The sequence below is a fragment of the Rhodobacter capsulatus genome, from assembly GCF_052363185.1.
Classification (GTDB): domain Bacteria; phylum Pseudomonadota; class Alphaproteobacteria; order Rhodobacterales; family Rhodobacteraceae; genus Rhodobacter; species Rhodobacter capsulatus_E.
Window position 1 is genome coordinate 3146228 of record NZ_CP198955.1, and the last position, 15236, is coordinate 3161463.

16 protein-coding genes are annotated in these 15236 nt (G+C 66.2%); 5 read left to right on the forward strand and 11 right to left on the reverse strand.

Annotation, left to right across the window (positions count from 1 at the left end; all coding sequences use genetic code 11):
* Positions 1-51 precede the first annotated feature (51 nt).
* The 3 genes from ACTTAG_RS15395 to ACTTAG_RS15405 form a co-directional block, all read right to left on the reverse strand.
* Positions 52-1188, reverse strand: coding sequence for an NUDIX domain-containing protein (locus ACTTAG_RS15395; RefSeq protein WP_444463091.1), 1137 nt, complete (start codon positions 1186-1188; stop codon positions 52-54).
* 32 nt (positions 1189-1220) lie between these two features.
* Positions 1221-1697, reverse strand: coding sequence for a TrgA family protein (locus tag ACTTAG_RS15400; protein ID WP_444463092.1), 477 nt, complete (start codon positions 1695-1697; stop codon positions 1221-1223).
* Positions 1698-1772: 75 nt separating this feature from the next.
* Positions 1773-3227 (reverse strand): cryptochrome/photolyase family protein, encoded by a 1455-nt coding sequence (locus tag ACTTAG_RS15405; protein WP_444463093.1) that lies wholly within the window; start codon positions 3225-3227, stop codon positions 1773-1775.
* Positions 3228-3361: 134 nt separating this feature from the next.
* Between ACTTAG_RS15405 and ACTTAG_RS15410 the strand changes: the two genes are divergently transcribed.
* The 4 genes from ACTTAG_RS15410 to ACTTAG_RS15425 all read left to right on the forward strand — a co-directional run bounded on the left by ACTTAG_RS15410 (position 3362) and on the right by ACTTAG_RS15425 (position 7516).
* Positions 3362-4414 (forward strand): extracellular solute-binding protein, encoded by a 1053-nt coding sequence (locus tag ACTTAG_RS15410; RefSeq protein ID WP_444463094.1) that lies wholly within the window; start codon positions 3362-3364, stop codon positions 4412-4414.
* Positions 4415-4521: 107 nt separating this feature from the next.
* Entirely contained in the window at positions 4522-5550 is a 1029-nt protein-coding gene (locus tag ACTTAG_RS15415; RefSeq protein ID WP_444463095.1) for an N-acetylneuraminate synthase family protein, read from the forward strand.
* On the forward strand, positions 5547-6323 hold the full coding sequence (locus ACTTAG_RS15420) for a glycosyltransferase family 25 protein (protein ID WP_444463096.1): 777 nt from the start codon (positions 5547-5549) through the stop codon (positions 6321-6323). Before ACTTAG_RS15415 ends, ACTTAG_RS15420 begins: the two co-directional genes overlap by 4 nt.
* Positions 6324-6364: 41 nt before the next feature.
* The gene (locus tag ACTTAG_RS15425; protein ID WP_444463097.1) at positions 6365-7516 is read left to right on the forward strand and encodes a rhamnan synthesis F family protein; all 1152 of its coding nucleotides are present in this window, start codon (positions 6365-6367) and stop codon (positions 7514-7516) included.
* Positions 7517-7520: 4 nt separating this feature from the next.
* Here ACTTAG_RS15425 and ACTTAG_RS15430 read toward each other — a convergent pair whose 3' ends face one another.
* The gene (locus tag ACTTAG_RS15430; RefSeq protein WP_444463098.1) at positions 7521-8279 is read right to left on the reverse strand and encodes a hypothetical protein; all 759 of its coding nucleotides are present in this window, start codon (positions 8277-8279) and stop codon (positions 7521-7523) included.
* 102 nt (positions 8280-8381) lie between these two features.
* Here ACTTAG_RS15430 and neuC point away from each other — a divergent pair, with 102 nt between their 5' ends.
* Positions 8382-9503, forward strand: coding sequence for a UDP-N-acetylglucosamine 2-epimerase (neuC, locus tag ACTTAG_RS15435; protein ID WP_444463099.1), 1122 nt, complete (start codon positions 8382-8384; stop codon positions 9501-9503).
* Positions 9504-9505: 2 nt separating this feature from the next.
* Here the strand turns inward: neuC and ACTTAG_RS15440 are convergent, their stop codons facing one another.
* The 7 genes from ACTTAG_RS15440 to atpD form a co-directional block, all read right to left on the reverse strand.
* Complete coding sequence (locus ACTTAG_RS15440; RefSeq protein ID WP_444463100.1) at positions 9506-10453, reverse strand: Gfo/Idh/MocA family protein; 948 nt, start codon at positions 10451-10453, stop codon at positions 9506-9508.
* Positions 10447-11238 (reverse strand): SDR family NAD(P)-dependent oxidoreductase, encoded by a 792-nt coding sequence (locus ACTTAG_RS15445; RefSeq protein ID WP_444463101.1) that lies wholly within the window; start codon positions 11236-11238, stop codon positions 10447-10449. The genes ACTTAG_RS15440 and ACTTAG_RS15445 overlap by 7 nt, the downstream gene beginning before the upstream one ends.
* Position 11239: 1 nt before the next feature.
* The gene (locus tag ACTTAG_RS15450) at positions 11240-11944 is read right to left on the reverse strand and encodes an acylneuraminate cytidylyltransferase family protein (protein ID WP_444463102.1); all 705 of its coding nucleotides are present in this window, start codon (positions 11942-11944) and stop codon (positions 11240-11242) included.
* Entirely contained in the window at positions 11941-12840 is a 900-nt protein-coding gene (locus ACTTAG_RS15455) for a hypothetical protein (protein WP_444463103.1), read from the reverse strand. The genes ACTTAG_RS15450 and ACTTAG_RS15455 overlap by 4 nt, the downstream gene beginning before the upstream one ends.
* Before the next feature lie 74 nt (positions 12841-12914).
* Complete coding sequence (locus tag ACTTAG_RS15460) at positions 12915-13265, reverse strand: H-type lectin domain-containing protein (RefSeq protein ID WP_444463104.1); 351 nt, start codon at positions 13263-13265, stop codon at positions 12915-12917.
* Positions 13266-13391: 126 nt separating this feature from the next.
* The gene (locus tag ACTTAG_RS15465) at positions 13392-13790 is read right to left on the reverse strand and encodes a F0F1 ATP synthase subunit epsilon (RefSeq protein WP_444463105.1); all 399 of its coding nucleotides are present in this window, start codon (positions 13788-13790) and stop codon (positions 13392-13394) included.
* A 9-nt stretch (positions 13791-13799) separates the two neighbouring features.
* The gene (gene atpD, locus ACTTAG_RS15470; RefSeq protein ID WP_444463106.1) at positions 13800-15218 is read right to left on the reverse strand and encodes a F0F1 ATP synthase subunit beta; all 1419 of its coding nucleotides are present in this window, start codon (positions 15216-15218) and stop codon (positions 13800-13802) included.
* Positions 15219-15236: the final 18 nt, after the last annotated feature.

The following is a 15236-nucleotide window of genomic DNA, read 5'->3' on the forward strand; positions in this document are numbered from 1 at the left end:
CCCGGGGCGATGGGCCCGGTCGGGCAAGACTAAAGGGCAAGCCGGGGCGCCTCAAGCCCCGAGGGCGGTTTTGCGCAGCTCCTCGCGCAGTCGTGCCAGCCAGAGCGCGATCACGATCAAGGGCCCGTTCTCGATCTCGCCGCTGTCGATGAGATCCATCATCTGCGCAAAGGGAATGCGGTGGCTGCGGATGTCCTCGCCTTCGGCCTCCAGACCGCCAAGGCCGGGGCCGGTCTCGGGCAGGTCGCACAGGCCGATATAGCAATAAAGATATTCGCTTTTCGCCCCCGGCGAGGGGTAATGCGCCGGCGCCGCGATCAGACGGCCCAAGGTCACGCCCGCCTCTTCCTCGGCCTCGCGGCGGGCGGCGTCTTCGGGGGTTTCGCCCGCATCGACGCGCCCGGCAACGGTTTCCAGCGACCAGGGGTTGGCATCGCCGCGCGCAAGCGGCCCGGGGCGGAACTGCTCGACCAGCAAAACGGTGTCGCGCCGCGGATCATAGGGCAGCACCACCGTCGCATCGCCCGAAACAAAGGCGGCGCGGTCCAGCACCGCGCTCATCCCCCCGTCGAAGCGGCGATGCCGCAGCCGGTAATCCTCGACCGCGAAGAATTTCGCGTAAGGCGTGGTCAGGCGCTCGATCACCACATCGCCCTCGGCCGCGGTCCGCCGCAAGCTGGCCGGGCGCGGCAGGGCGGCGCGCAGCCGCGAGGCGGCCCGGACGCGGATCATCGGATAGCGGGCAATCGCCGCCTCGGCCGAGACCTGCCCGCGCAGGGCCATCACCTCAGCCACGGCCAGCGTCGCCAGATCGCCCTTTTCGGCCGCCCAGTCCTCAAGCCGCCACAGCCGCCCCGGCGTCCAGCGCCGATCCTCGGGCAGATAGGCCAAGGCCGCAACCGCCTGCCCCGCCGCATCGGTGACCGTCAGCACCTCCTTGCGATAGCCGATTTCATACCAGTCGAGCACCTCCTCCTCGGCCGCGCTCACCTCGGCGAGCACCCCCGCAACCCCGGCGGGGCCCGGCACGAGCAGCGGATAGCCCAGCTCGGTTCCGGCATCGTCGCAGGCATGCCGGATCTCATGGCCCTCGACGCGGGCGGGCGCCAGTTCCGGGGACCGGCCCAACACCGCGGCCAGCAGCGGCGGATGCCCCAAGGTGCCGTAAAAGAAATAAAGTTTGCGCAATGACCCTGCCCCGTTTTCGGTTCGGGCGCGGCCTAGTGCCAGCGTTTCCACGCCCATTCGGCCAGCATAGCGGAAAGCACCGACCCGCAAAAGAGCATGCCCAGCACATCCGGCTGCAGCGCCTCGGCGCCCAGCCGCATGCCCTGTGCCAGCACGTCCAGCAGCGCCTCGCTCGGGCTGTCGTAGCGCCCGCGGATCATGTCGCGCAGCATCTGCAGCGCGCCCAGAAACAGCGTCGTCCAAAGCAGCAGGTAAAGCCCCGCATGCAGCCCGCGTTCCGCCGCCTTGATCAGGCCCTGGCCCGGGTTGCGCCCGATCACCCGCCAGCCCAGCGCCAACCCGAAAGAGGTCGCCATCAGCGCCAGCCCGTGCAGGCTCGCCCCCGGATGCAGCTTGCCGGGGATCAGCTCCGCGGCGATGAACCCCGTGGCTGCAAGCCCAAGCCCCCCGAACAGCTTCGCCGTCGTGGGAAGGGCCATCTGGGTGTCACGAACGACGACTTTCTGCATCTCGCACCTCCGACCGACACACGCCATCACAGCATGAAAGCGTTGTATCGCCCAGAAATATGGCGCAAATCGGGATCAATCGTGGCGGGGCCGGACCGGTGCGCCCGCTGTCGGCTCCGGTTTCGGCCGCGCCGCATAGGCGGCCAGCGCCCGGTCCCGCCCGACCCCCAGATCAATCAGCGGCGGCGGCAAGGCAGCCCCCGGCACCAGCCCCCAGGATTTCGGCACGGCGGCAAAGAAATCATGCGCCGTCTGCGGCGCATGGCGGTTGCCCTCGGCCAGCCACCGGCGGCGATAGGCGCCCGCGGGGTCGAATTTCTCGGCCTGGCTGGCCGGGTTGAAGATGCGGAAATAGGGCGCGGCATCGGGGCCGCAGCCCGCCACCCATTGCCAGCCCATCGCATTGGCCGCCGGATCGTGGTCGATCAGGCAGTCTTCGAACCACTTCAGCCCGATGCGCCAGTCGGTCAGCAGATGCTTGGTCAGATACGAGGCGACGATCATCCGCGCCCGGTTGTGCATCCGCCCGGTCACATACATTTCCCGCATCGCGGCATCGACGACGGGCTCGCCAGTCTGGCCGCGCCGCCAGCGCTCGGCCGCGGCACTGTCGCCCGCCCAAGGAAAGCTGTCCCAATCCGGCCGCCAATTCGCCGTGGCGAGCGTCGGATAATGAAACATCAGATGCCAGGCAAATTCGCGCCAGACCAGTTCCTTCAGGAAAGTCTCGGCCCCCGCCCGCCCCTCCTCCAGCGCGCGGGCCCCGGCATGCCAGATCACCCGGGGCGAGATCTCGCCCCAGGCGAGGTTTTCCGACAGCTCAGAGGTGGCGTTCTCGGCCAGAAAATCCCGCCGCGCCTGATAGGTCTCGATGCCCTCGCGCAAGAACGCCGCCAGCCGCGCCCGGGCAGCCGCTTCGCCCACCCGGGCGTATTTCGCCACGACCGCGCCCCCGCGTCGCATCGCAAACCCAAGTCCCAGCGCCGCAAGGCTTTCGCCGCGCAAAACCGGCCCGGGACGCAGCGCGGTGACGGGCGGCAGCGGAGCCGCCACCGGCAGCCCCCGCACCGCCTTCCAGTAGGGCGTGTAGACGCGATAGGGACCGCCCTGCCCGGTCTTCACCGCCCAGGGCGCAAAGAGCAGCTGCCCGTCGAAAGAGCGCACCTCCAGCCCCTCGGCCCGCAGCGCGGCCTTGACCTCGGTGTCGCGGGCAATCGCCGCCGGGTCCAGATCGCGGCTCCACCAGACCGCCCCCGCCCCGCTTTCCGCCAGAACCTCCCGCAGCACCGACAGCGCCGGGCCGCGACGCAGCACAAGCGGCACGCCACAGGCTTCCAGCGCAGGGGCAAAGGCCGCAAGCGCCTGTTCCAGCCGCCATTTCGGCGCCGCGCCATAGGCCTCGGCCAGCGGATCAAGGATGAAAAGCGCCAGCACCGGCCGCCCCGAGGCAGAGGCGGCCGCAAGCATCGGATGGTCACTCAGCCGGAAATCGCGGCGCAACCAGAGCAGGATCGGGGGGTCATCACGCATGCCCCCCAACTGGGGCGGCCAAGGCCTTTCGGCAAGGGGGCGCCGTGCCGCGCAGGCGGCAAAAGTTTCACTTGTTCAGAGCCGGGTCGCGGTCTAGCGTTTCGGCAAATCCAATCTCAACGGGGAACGCCACCATGAAGAAATCATCGCTTCTGCTTGCCTCTGCCGCGGCTGCGCTGGCCTTGTCGCTGCCCGCAAAGGCGGGCGAGTCCGGCCTTCTGGTCTTTGACTGGGCCGGTTTCGAGGTCGAGGGCCTCTATCAGGCCTACAAGGACAAGCACGGCGACGCGCCGACCTATTCCTTCTATGGCGATGACGACGAGGCCTATCAGAAGGTCGCTTCGGGCTTCAAGGCGGACGTCGCCCACCCCTGTTCGCAGATGGTGTCGAAATATCGCGACGCCGGGCTGATCGAACCCTGGGACCCGGCGAAGATCCCGGCTCTGGCCGATATCGACCCGAAATACCTCGATTCGCCGATCTTCAAGGATGACAAGGGCGTCTGGTTCATCCCGACCGACTGGGGTGCCGCCGCCATCGCCTACAACCCCGAAGAGGTCCCGGCCGAAGACGTCGCCTCGCTGCAGGTCTTCGTGAACCCGAAATATCAGGGCCGGATCTCGCTGCCGAATTCGTCCGATGACGTCTGGTCGCTGGCCTATCTGGCCACCGGCGTCACCGACTGGACCAAGGTCACGGATGAGCAATTCGCCGCCGCCGCCGCCTGGCTGCGCGAGGCGCACAAGAACGTGCTCAGCTACTGGGCCGACCCGGCCGAACAGGCGCAGACCATGGCCTCGGGCGAGGTGCTGATCTCCTGGTCTTGGAACGACGGCGTCACCGCGCTGCGCAACGAAAACTATCCGGTCGCCTTCCAGCGCGAGGCCAAGGAAGGCTCGGCCACCTTCTTCTGCGGCTATGTGAACCTGAAGGACGGCCCCGGCGACGAGGCCCGCGCCTATGATTTCATCAACTCCTGGCTGCGCCCCGAAGCCGCCCGCGCGCTTCTGGACAATATCGGCTACGGCCATTCCAGCCTGAAGGCGATGGAAACGATCCCGATGGAAGAACAGGTGACCGCGGGCATCGGCCCGGTCAATGCGCCGATCCTGCCGCAGGTGCCGAACGATCCGCAGCAGCGCGAAAAGCAGCTGGCCGAGTTCGAAAAGATCAAGGCCGGGTTCTGAGACGAAATAGGGGCGCCTGCGGGCGCCCCTTGCTTTGGCCCCGCGGCTTGACGGGTGGGCCCCGGGGTTCTATCGCCTTCGGGCGACATCAGCGAAGGGGACAGGCCATGCAGATCGGAACGCGCAAGATCGGACCGGAGCATCCGCCGCTGGTGATTGCGGAGATTGGCATCAACCACGGCGGATCGCTGGCCGTGGCGAAGGAAATGGTGCGTCTGGCCGCGGCCTCGGGCTGCGAATGCGTCAAGCATCAGACCCACATTCTTGAAGACGAGATGACCGACGAGGCGAAGCAGATCTTTCCGCCCAATGCCGATGTTTCGATCTGGGAGGTGATGGCGCGCTGTGCCCTGTCGCAAGACGACGAGATCGAGCTGAAGCGCTACACCGAAAGCCTGGGGATGATTTATCTCTCGACGCCGTTTTCGCGCGCGGCGGCGGAGTTTCTGGAAAGCATCGGCGTCTTGGCCTACAAGATCGGCTCGGGCGAGGCGGACAACCTGCCGCTCATTCGTCACATCGCGCGGCTGGGCAAGCCGGTGATCCTGTCGACGGGGATGCAGACGATCGAGACGATCCGGGCGAGTGTGGAGATCCTGCAGGCCGCGGGCGTCGAATACGCGCTTTTGGAATGCACCAACCTTTACCCGAGCCCGCCCGAAATCGTGTCGCTGCGCGGGGTGAAGGATCTGCAGGATGCCTTCCCGGGCGTGCCGGTGGGCTTTTCCGATCACTCGATCGGGCCGGAAATGGCACTGGCCTCGGTCGCCTTGGGCGCCTGCATTCTGGAACGGCACTACACCGACACGCGCTATCGGGTCGGCCCAGACATCATCAATTCGATGGACCCGTCGGAGCTGCGCCATCTGATTGATCGGTCAAAGGAAATCTGGATCGCAAGCCGCAACCCCAAGGAACGCACCGCGGCCGAGGAGCCGGTCTATCGCTTCGCCCGGGCCTCGGTCGTGGCGGATCGCGACCTGCCCGCGGGCCATCTGATCACCGAGGCCGACATCTGGGCCCGCCGCCCCGGCTCGGGCGAGATCGCGGGTTATGACTTTGACAAGGTGGTGGGCAAGCGCACCACCCGCGCCCTGCCCCGCAACACCCAGCTGAAATGGAGCGATCTGGCGTGACCGCCCCCCTGCCCGATCTGCCGGTTCAGGTGATCTCGCTCGCCCGCGCGACGGCGCGGCAGGCGCAGGTGGCGCAGGAATTCGCCCGGATCGGGATGCGCTACACGCTCTTCAAGGGCATCGACGGTGCCGCCCGCGAAACAGAGCTGCTGGGCCGCACCGATCTGGCCGCCTGGCATCGCAACATGGGGGCGCCGATTTCGGCCGGGCACATGGGCTGCTATGCCTCGCATGTCGAGCTTTGGCGCCAGATCGGCGCCGAGGGCCCCGAGATCGTGCTGATCTGCGAAGATGACGTCACCTTCACCGCCGATTTCCCGCAGGCTCTGGCGGCGGGGCTGGCGATGGCCGCGCGCTGGGACATCCTGCGGTTTTCCTGCATCCGCGCCAAGGGGCGGCTGCCGCAGGCGCAGCTTGGCCCCTTCACGCTGATGGCCTATTGGGGGCCCTTCACCGGCAACGGCTGCTATCTGATCAAACGCGCGGTGGCCGCCCGGCTGGCCGAGCGGTTCTATCCGATCCGCCGCGCCCATGACCACGAGCTGAACCGCTTTTTCGACCATGACATAAGGCTGATGGGGCTTGAGCCCTTCACCGCGCCGCCGCGCGACCGGGGCGAAAGCTTCATCACCGGCACCGCCATGGCCGGGGCGAAGAAATTCCCGAAATACAAGCGCCTGCCGCATTATCGGCAGAAGCTGGCGAATTACGCCCGGCGGCTGATCTGGCTGGCGCGGCACCGCTTGCTTTCCTTCCGCGCCGCAGGAGGGTAAACCGGGCCAGTTCCAGTCCGTTTTTCGAAGGAGTTTTCAGCATGGTCCCCGCCTGGAAAATCAAGCGTGAGCTGAACCGCATCAAGGATCAGATCCTGCAACTCCCGAATACCCTTGCCTCGCTGCCCGGGCGCCTGCGCGAGCCCGCGCGCCGTGACGCCTATCTGCGCGATTTCGACCGCGTGACGAAACGCCATGCGGGGCGGTTGCCTGCAGGCGAGCGGATCGCGATTTTCCTGATCTATCAACCGGATGGCATTTCCCCTTCGGCGATTGCGACCTGCAACTGGCTGATCTCCGAGGGCTATGCGCCCTTCCTTGTGCTCAACTGCCCGGTGTCCGACACCGACCGGGAACGCCTGCTCGATCTGTGCTGGAGCCTGCTGGAGCGGCCGAATTTCGGCTATGATTTCGGCGGTTATCAGGATGCGATCCGGCTTTTGAACCGCGACGGCGTCCGCCCCGAGCGGCTGATCGTGATGAACGACAGCATCTGGGCGCCGATGCGGACCGATCTCTTGACGCAGATCGAGACGCATTTTGCCGCGGCCGACATCTGCGGGCTGCTGCATGACGAAAAGGTGATCCATGATACCAACGGCGGCAGGCCGAGCACGCGCAGCCATGTGGAAAGCTATTTCTACCTGATCCGCCGCAGCGCCTGGGATCATCCGGCCTTTCAGGCGTTCTGGCGCGATTACAAGATGACCGATTACAAGCCGCATACGATCAAATTCGGCGAGATCGGCTTTTCGCGGCGGATGGCGGCGGCGGGGCTGAAGCTCGATGCCTATTCGCGCCGCGAAGCCTTCCTGCAGCGGCTGCGCGAAAAGGACGATGCCTTTCTGCGCCAGACCCTGAGCTATGCCGCCTATGCCGATGCCGACCGGATCAAGGCGGCCCGGCGCATCGCGGCACTGAACCCGGCCAGCCCCGGTTGGCGCGAAGAGGTGCTGGAACACATCCGCCGCACGGTGAACCGCAAGCGCTTCAACGCCTGCTTCCCCTTTGCCAATGACCATATTTTCGGCACCGCCTTCATGAAGAAAAGCAGCGAGCCGATTTTTACGAACATGCGCGCTGCCTATCTGCGCGCGCTGGAAGATGGGGTGGTGGCCGCCCCCCCGGCCGAAATCCGCGCCGAGATCGCGGCGATGGTCGCAAGGGCCGAAGGGCCGGGCAAGCGGCGCTGAAGGCTCAGTTTCCGCCGTAGCGCAGCCAGTAATCCCGCATCCAGCCCACCGGACCGCGGCCGATATTGGGCAGCTCGCCCCACCAGCCCTTGCGGATCAGATCGAGCGGCCGCGGCCGACCGTGGAAGGCCAGCACCTTGGCGCTGGCGGGCGGGCGCCGCACCGGCAGCACCGCCCCCAGAAGCGCCGGCGGGCGCAGGTGGCGCTTGAAGCTGATCACCCAGTCGGCAGGCCAGCAGGTGATGGAATTCGCGAAAGCCGCAACGCAATTCTGTTCCAGCCCGAAACGATGGGCGTTGCCGTTGCGATCCTCGTTGAAACGCTCATAGATCTGCGGCTCGGCGCCCAGGGTAAAGGCGAACAGGCAGGTGCCCGGCTCCTCGGGGCCCTTGCCCGCCCGCGGCTTCCAGTTCGCGCCCATGTCGGTGGCGATGAACGGGGCGGGATGCTCGAAGAAGGGCGTCAGATCCGACAGGATCATCATGTCGAGATCAATGAACAGCGCCCGCCCGCGCAGCCCGTAAAGATCGCGCTGAAACACCCCGATCTTCGGCCAGCCGCCGATCATCCACAGATCGGGGCGCAGACCGAAGTCCGGCACCGGGAAGCATTCGACCCCCGGGTCGATCCCGGTCGCATCATCGGTCAGGCAGACGAAGCGGAACGGCCCGGGCAGATGCGCCCGCACGGCGTTGTAAAGCACGTTCACATAATCGGGGCCGTAAAGCGTCCCCCATTTCATGCACAGAACGACGCGATCCATCCTGCTCTCCCCTCTGCCGAGCCTCTGCCGCATTATAACCCTTCCGCCGGGGGCACAAGCAATGTAATGGCGACCCGAACAGCGCAGGAGAGACAGCCCGGCATGACCCGCGACATCCTCTTCGTCACCGGCACCCGTGCCGATTTCGGAAAGATCGAACCGCTGGCGCTGGCCGCCCGCGATCGGGGCTTCAAGGTGTCGTTTCTGGTCACCGGCATGCATATGCTGGACCGCTACGGCCTGACCAAGATCGAGGTGCACCGCGTGCAGGGCGCCACCGTGCATGAATTCCTCAACCAGCGCGAGGGCGACCCGCAGGACACGATCCTGGCCAAGTCGATCATCGGCTTTTCCGACATCTTCGCCGAATTGCGCCCCGATCTGGTGGTGTTTCACGGCGACCGGATCGAGGCGCTCGCCTGCGCCTTGGTCTGCGCCACGAATTACATCCGCTCGGCCCATATCGAGGGCGGCGAGGTCTCGGGCACGATCGACGAGGTGTTCCGCCATTGCAACACCAAGCTGGCCGCCTGTCATTTCGTCTCCTCCGAGGCGGCGGCGAAGCGGGTGATGACGCTGGGCGAGCCTGCCGAAAAGATCCATGTGATCGGCTCGCCAGAGCTTGATTTCCACGCCCGGCCCTCGGGGGTGACCCTGCCCGAGGTGCTGAAGCGGTATGACATTCCGTTTGACGATTACGGGGTGACCTTGTTCCACCCGGTCACGTCCGAAGCCGCGACGATGGGGCGGCAGGCGGCGGATCTGTTCGGGGCGCTGGTGGCCTCGGGGCGGAATTTCGTCGTCATCGCGCCGAACAACGATCCGGGCTCGCGCGAGATCTTTGCGGTGCTGGAAAAGCTGCCGCGGGAGCGGTTCCGGCTGATCCCCTCGATGCGGTTTGCGCATTTTTCCGAGTTGATGAAACACGCCGCCTGTCTGGTCGGCAATTCGAGCGCCGGAGTGCGGGAGGCGCCGTTTCTGGGCATCCCCTCGCTCGACATCGGCACGCGGCAGACGAACCGGGCCGAGGCGCCGTCGCTGTTTTCGGCGGACGCTGCCGAGCGCGGCAAGATCGGTGCGTTTCTGGCGGCCGAATGGGGCAAGCGCTATCCGCCCCACACCGCCTTTGGCGAGGGCCGGGCGGCAGAGCGGTTCATCGAGGTGCTGGCCGACGAAGGCTTCTGGCAGGGCGGGCTGCAGAAGACCTTCGCCGATCACGGCTGAATTCAGCCCATCTCCATATCCACCTGTCCGGTGAAATGTCGGGCGGACCAAGCGGCGGCCACCATCTCGTTCACCGGGCGCATGGTGGTGAAGCGCGGCGCCAGCGGGGGTAGATCGGCCCCCGGGCCTTCGGCGATCAGCCGCAGGAAGTCGCGCATCGCGCCCATGAACATGTCGTTGCGTTCAAAGATGTAGGACTGGCTGGTGCGGCGGCCGGGCGTCTGGAACGTGATCTCGGGCGTCAGGAAATCGACCTCGATCAGGCGTTTCAATCCCACAAGCCGGGCGCGGCGGATGAAGACGGGCGAGAGGTAATCCATCGCGACGGTGCCGACCGGCCCGTCTGCAGCCGCCAGCATCAAGGTGGTGGCGAAATCGACGCCGGGGAAGTCGGCATGGCCCAGGCTTTCCGCCCGGCCCAGCGTCAAGCCGGGGAAGAGGGTCATCGCCAGATCGACCTCATGCGAGAGGTCGAGCAGCACCCCGCCGCCCTGGGCCCGCGCGGCGTAGCTGTCAGCGAACCGCCAGTTCGCCCGCCATTGCCGCACGTCATGGCCGATCTCGAAGGAGAAACGGTAGATGTCGGAGAGGTCTTCGGCGGCGAGCGCCTGCAGCGCCGGATTGTAGCGCATCATGAAGCCGATCAGGCTGCGATCGGCGACCGGGGCGGCGGCGGTGTAGATCGCCGCCACCTGCTCGGGCGTGTAAGCGAGCGGTTTTTCGACATAAAAGGGCAGGCCCATCCGGGCGCAGATCTCGATCAGTTCGAGCCGGATCTGGGTTTCGGTGGCAATCACCACCCCGTCCAGATCGCGCCGCGCGGCAAAGGCCGCCGCGTCGAAGCTGCGCCAGGGCAGATGCGAGACGGTGCAGCCCAGCGCGGTCAGGTTCGCGGCATGCCGCCGCCCGATCGAACCCGCGCCGATGACGGCGATGCGTGCGCTTACCACGCCGAGAACCCGCCATCGACATTGACCAGCTGCCCGGTCATGTAGCCCGCCCCCGCCGAACACAGGAACAGCATCGCATCGGCGATCTCGTCCGGTTTCGCCATGCGGTTCAGCATGATCAGCTCGCCCACGCGGCGCTGGAATTCCTCGGAATGGTTGTTGAAGACCGCACCCGGGGCGATGGTGTTGACGGTCGCCCCGCGCGGCGCCCAGTAGCCCGCCAGCCAGACCGTCAGCCCGTGGATGCCCGCCTTGGTCACGCCATAAGCCGAGAAATTCTTGAACGGCATGCCGTCATAGATCGGGTGATGGGCCCCGTTCAAAGCATACATCGAGGCGACGTTGATCAGCGCTGCCGGCCAGCGGCCGACGATGTCGCGATCCATCTGCCGAGCCACCATGAAGGCGCCGGTGAGGTTCGTGCGCAGGGTGCGTTCGAAATCGGCGACCGAAGTATCGGCGAAATCCGGGAAGGGCTTGCCCGCGCCCATCAGCATCTCGCCGGTGATCGCGGCGTTGTTCAGAACCACGTTCGGCTCCCAGCCATCGGCCAGAACGCGTTTGAAGATCTCGGTCACTTGCGCCTCGTCGCCCACGTCCAGATCGTAGAAGCGGAACGCCGCGTTACCCGCATGCGCCGCCTGCAGCGCCTCGGCCCGGTGCCCCGGCAGGTCGGTCGCGACGACGCGGGCGCCCTGCTCCAGCATCCGGCGCACATAGGTCGAGCCCAGCACGCCGCCCGAGCCGGTGATGAAGATGGTGCGGCCCGCAAGTTGCCCGGTCATGTCAGTTTTCCTCCGTCAGACGCTCGTTCATCAGCATTTCGACCAGCCGGAAATCGAACGGCGTGTCGATGTCAAGGCAGCGCTCGGGCGGCATCTCGAAGGGGATCACCCGGCCTTCGTAGATCGTCTTCGCCCGGCGCAGATAGTCGGCCGACAGCACATAGGTCGAGGCCGCATGTTCCCAGACCTTCGGCGCCGACTGCCGCGACCAGACCCCGCCCGGCAGCGGTTTCGAGACATGCAGCGCCCCGGTCTCATCGGCCTCGACCAGATTGAAATAGGGGTTCTTGCGCGCCTCGCAAACGCTCATCACCATGTCGGGATGTTCGCGGGCGTAAAGATCAAGGGCGCCCTCAAGATCCTCGGGCAGGCGCAAGGGCGAGGTGCAATCCAGATCGACAAAGGTGGTGACGGGGGCCCCCAAGGCCGCCTGCCCGGCCTCCAGCGCATGTTGCCAGACGCCCCATTTCGGCGCGGCATCGGTGGCCAGATGGTCGGGCCGCAGCCCGATATCCAGCGCGCCTTTCGCCACCGCATGGGCGTAGATGCGTTCATCATCGGTCGAGACGACGACGGCATCAATGCGCGGATTGGCGAAAAGCTGGTCCAGCGACCAGTCGATCAGCGGCTTGCCCGCGATCGGACGGAAGTTCTTGCCGGGCACGCCTTTCGAGCCCTTGCGTGCGCCGATATGGCCCAGAATCATGGTTGTTCCCCTTGCCGCAGACGGGCGTTCAGGTCGGTGTAATAGGCGATGATGCGGGCGCGGACCGGCCCCAGGGCGCGGTCCGACCAGATCAGGCGGCGGCCCTTGCGGTCGGCGATCTCGGCGCCTTCGGGAAGGGTCGAGAGTTCGGGGCCCTTGACCTCATTGCCCGGCAGGGTGATCGCGACAAGCCCGGCCCAGCGGCGCCGCAACCAGGGCAGACGCGCCCGCAGATGGATCAGCCAGCGCCAGGGCCACATGAATTCGGTCGGGAATTTCACCGCCAGCCGCTTCGGGATCGCCCGCAGCTGCGCCTGGGCGGACCAGGAAATGAAGCGCTCATCCGCGATCATCGGGCGCAGGCCGTTGTAGCCATGCGCCGCATGCAGCCGTTCATAGCTCGTGGCGATATGGGCGCAATGGGCCGGGTGAAAGACGACGATCGAGGAATTGCCGCGCGCGTAATGCCGCCCGCCGCTGAGCCGGTGCAGCGCCCGTCCCACAGGCCCGAAAGGCAGCACGACGCTTTGCAGCATCGCCATGCGGTCGGGCCGGTCAAGGAGGTCCAGAAACCGGGTGACATCGCCCAGAACCAGCGTGTCGATATCAAGATAGATCGCGGGCAGATCATCGGGCACGACGCCCGGGGCGAACATCGCCAGCTTCGCCTGACAGCCGCCCGCCAGCATCGGCGGCGACAGGTAAAATTCGGGGAAGCGCCGCAACAACACCTGCGGCAGCAGGCCGGGCCGGTCGCGGTCGGAAATCAGCACGACGCGCGGCGGGGTGGAGGCCCGGGCCAGCACGGTCTCGATCAGGGCGTTGAGTTCGGCAACCGGATATTTCGTCCCCCACAGGATCACCACGAGCTGCCAGCGGGGGGCATCTTGTTGCACGGGCGGGCCTCATTGGATGGGGAAGTCGCGCGCACCATCGGCGCGGGGGGGCGGAAAGTCAAGCCGGGGGCGGCTCAGACCACGTCCCAGTCGTCCTCGTTGCCGCAGCCGCCGATCGCCAGCCAGTCGGCGCGGACGCGGGCGACGCGGGTGTCGCCCAAGGTGCGAAAGACGATAATGAAGCCCTCGGCGGTCACCATGTCGGCGGAAATGTCCATGCGCGGATTGTGCTTCTGGTCGATGTCCCACATCGACAGCGACACCTGCACCGCGGGCACCTCGCGGAAGGGCTCGTCGAAGCGCACCACGCGGCGCAATTCGCGCGGGCCCTCGCCCGTCCACATCACCCCGCCATCCTGATAATCCGAAAACAGCACCAGCGAACCCTGCGCCACGCCGATGCGGCTCGAGGAATACTTCTTCATCCGTCCTTACCGCTCACTTCGGCCCCAGGTGGCGCTCAGGCTAATATGAGGCGGCAAAGGAAAAAAGCGAAAAGCAAAGGCCCCGGCACGATGACCGGGGCCTGAACTGAACCAAGGGATGCCCCCTCAGAGATTGATATGCGTGCCAAGCGCTTCCATGTCGGCCAGCATCTTCGCGGCGGCGTCCGCCACCGTCGGATGCGCCGCTTCCGCGACTTTCTTGGCCTCGGCCAGCATCTCGGCATGAACCGCGGCGGTCAGTTCCGCCTTGGTCAGACCGCGCTCGGCCAGAACGGTCACCTTCTCGCCCGAAACCTCGGCGAAGCCGCCGGTCACGGCATATTCGGCCGTGCCCGCGGCGCTGACCACGGTCAGGATGCCGGGACGCAGCGAGAGGATGACGGGCGCATGGCCCGGCATCGCCGTCAGATCGCCTTCCACGCCGGGAAGACGGACCTCGCTCGCGGCAACGGAGGCAAGCCTCCGTTCCGGGCTGACGAGGTCGAACTGCATGGTATCGGCCATGGTTCCCCCTTACGCCGCAGCGGCGAGGCGCTGGGCTTTCGCGATCACGTCTTCGATGCCGCCGACCATGTAGAAGGCCGCTTCCGGCAGGTGGTCGTATTCACCGTTCACCACCGCCTTGAACGACTTGATCGTGTCTTCCAGCGGCACCTGAACGCCGTCCGAGCCGGTGAAGACTTTCGCCACGTCGAAGGGCTGCGACAGGAAGCGCTGGATCTTCCGGGCGCGGGTCACCGTCAGTTTGTCTTCTTCCGACAGTTCGTCCATGCCGAGGATGGCGATGATGTCCTGCAGCGACTTGTAGCGCTGAAGGATGCCCTGCACGGCGCGGGCGGTTTCGTAGTGCTCCTGCCCCACGACTTGCGGGTCAAGAATCCGCGAGGTCGAGTCGAGCGGGTCCACCGCCGGATAGATCCCGAGTTCCGAGATCGCCCGCGACAGAACGGTCGTGGCGTCGAGGTGGGCAAACGAGGTGGCCGGGGCCGGGTCGGTGAGGTCGTCGGCCGGAACGTAGATCGCCTGCACCGAGGTGATGGACCCGGCTTTGGTCGAGGTGATGCGTTCTTGCAGCGCGCCCATGTCGGTCGCCAGCGTCGGCTGATAGCCCACGGCCGAGGGGATACGGCCAAGGAGCGCCGACACTTCCGAACCCGCTTGGGTGAAGCGGAAGATGTTATCGACGAAGAACAGCACGTCGGTGCCCGACTGGTCACGGAACTGTTCCGCAAGGGTCAGACCGGTCAGCGCCACGCGGGCACGGGCCCCCGGGGGTTCGTTCATCTGGCCGTAAACCAGCGCCACTTTCGACTCTTCGAGCTTGTCGAGGTTGATAACGCCCGATTCGATCATCTCGTGGTAAAGGTCGTTGCCTTCACGGGTCCGTTCGCCAACGCCCGCGAACACCGAGAAACCCGAGTGCACTTTCGCGATGTTGTTGATCAGTTCCATGATCAGAACGGTCTTGCCCACGCCCGCACCGCCGAAGAGACCGATCTTGCCGCCCTTCGAGTAGGGGGCGAGCAGGTCAATCACCTTGATGCCGGTGACGAGGATCTGGCTTTCCGTCGACTGCGCCGCGAATTCCGGCGCGGGCTGGTGGATCGCCCGGGCTTCGACCTTCGAGACTTCGCCGCGTTCGTCCACCGGCTCGCCGATGACGTTCAGGATGCGGCCCAGCGTGGCGTTGCCGACCGGAACGGTGATCGGGCCGCCGGTGTCGGACACGGCTGCGCCGCGCACCAGACCTTCGGTGGCGTCCATCGCGATGGTGCGGACGGTGTTTTCGCCAAGGTGCTGCGCCACTTCAAGAACGAGGCGCTTGCCGTTGTTGGTGGTTTCAAGGGCGTTCAGAATCGCCGGGAGACCGTCTTCGAACTGAACGTCGACGACGGCGCCGATGACCTGGGTCACTTTGCCTTTGCTTGCCATTGTGTCTATCTCCGGTTC

What these genes read in the sequence shown, in the direction of transcription:
- ACTTAG_RS15425 (WP_444463097.1), top strand. Translation starts at nt 6,365, where the DNA reads ATGGTCCCCGCCTGGAAAATCAAGCGTGAGCTGAACCGCATCAAGGAT.
- ACTTAG_RS15415 (WP_444463095.1), top strand. Translation starts at nt 4,522, where the DNA reads ATGCAGATCGGAACGCGCAAGATCGGACCGGAGCATCCGCCGCTGGTG.
- ACTTAG_RS15450 (WP_444463102.1), bottom strand. Translation starts at nt 11,944, where the DNA reads ATGATTCTGGGCCATATCGGCGCACGCAAGGGCTCGAAAGGCGTGCCC.
- ACTTAG_RS15430 (WP_444463098.1), bottom strand. Translation starts at nt 8,279, where the DNA reads ATGGATCGCGTCGTTCTGTGCATGAAATGGGGGACGCTTTACGGCCCC.
- ACTTAG_RS15465 (WP_444463105.1), bottom strand. Translation starts at nt 13,790, where the DNA reads ATGGCCGATACCATGCAGTTCGACCTCGTCAGCCCGGAACGGAGGCTT.
- neuC (WP_444463099.1), top strand. Translation starts at nt 8,382, where the DNA reads ATGACCCGCGACATCCTCTTCGTCACCGGCACCCGTGCCGATTTCGGA.
- ACTTAG_RS15405 (WP_444463093.1), bottom strand. Translation starts at nt 3,227, where the DNA reads ATGCGTGATGACCCCCCGATCCTGCTCTGGTTGCGCCGCGATTTCCGG.
- ACTTAG_RS15400 (WP_444463092.1), bottom strand. Translation starts at nt 1,697, where the DNA reads ATGCAGAAAGTCGTCGTTCGTGACACCCAGATGGCCCTTCCCACGACG.
- ACTTAG_RS15410 (WP_444463094.1), top strand. Translation starts at nt 3,362, where the DNA reads ATGAAGAAATCATCGCTTCTGCTTGCCTCTGCCGCGGCTGCGCTGGCC.
- ACTTAG_RS15445 (WP_444463101.1), bottom strand. Translation starts at nt 11,238, where the DNA reads ATGACCGGGCAACTTGCGGGCCGCACCATCTTCATCACCGGCTCGGGC.
- ACTTAG_RS15460 (WP_444463104.1), bottom strand. Translation starts at nt 13,265, where the DNA reads ATGAAGAAGTATTCCTCGAGCCGCATCGGCGTGGCGCAGGGTTCGCTG.
- atpD (WP_444463106.1), bottom strand. Translation starts at nt 15,218, where the DNA reads ATGGCAAGCAAAGGCAAAGTGACCCAGGTCATCGGCGCCGTCGTCGAC.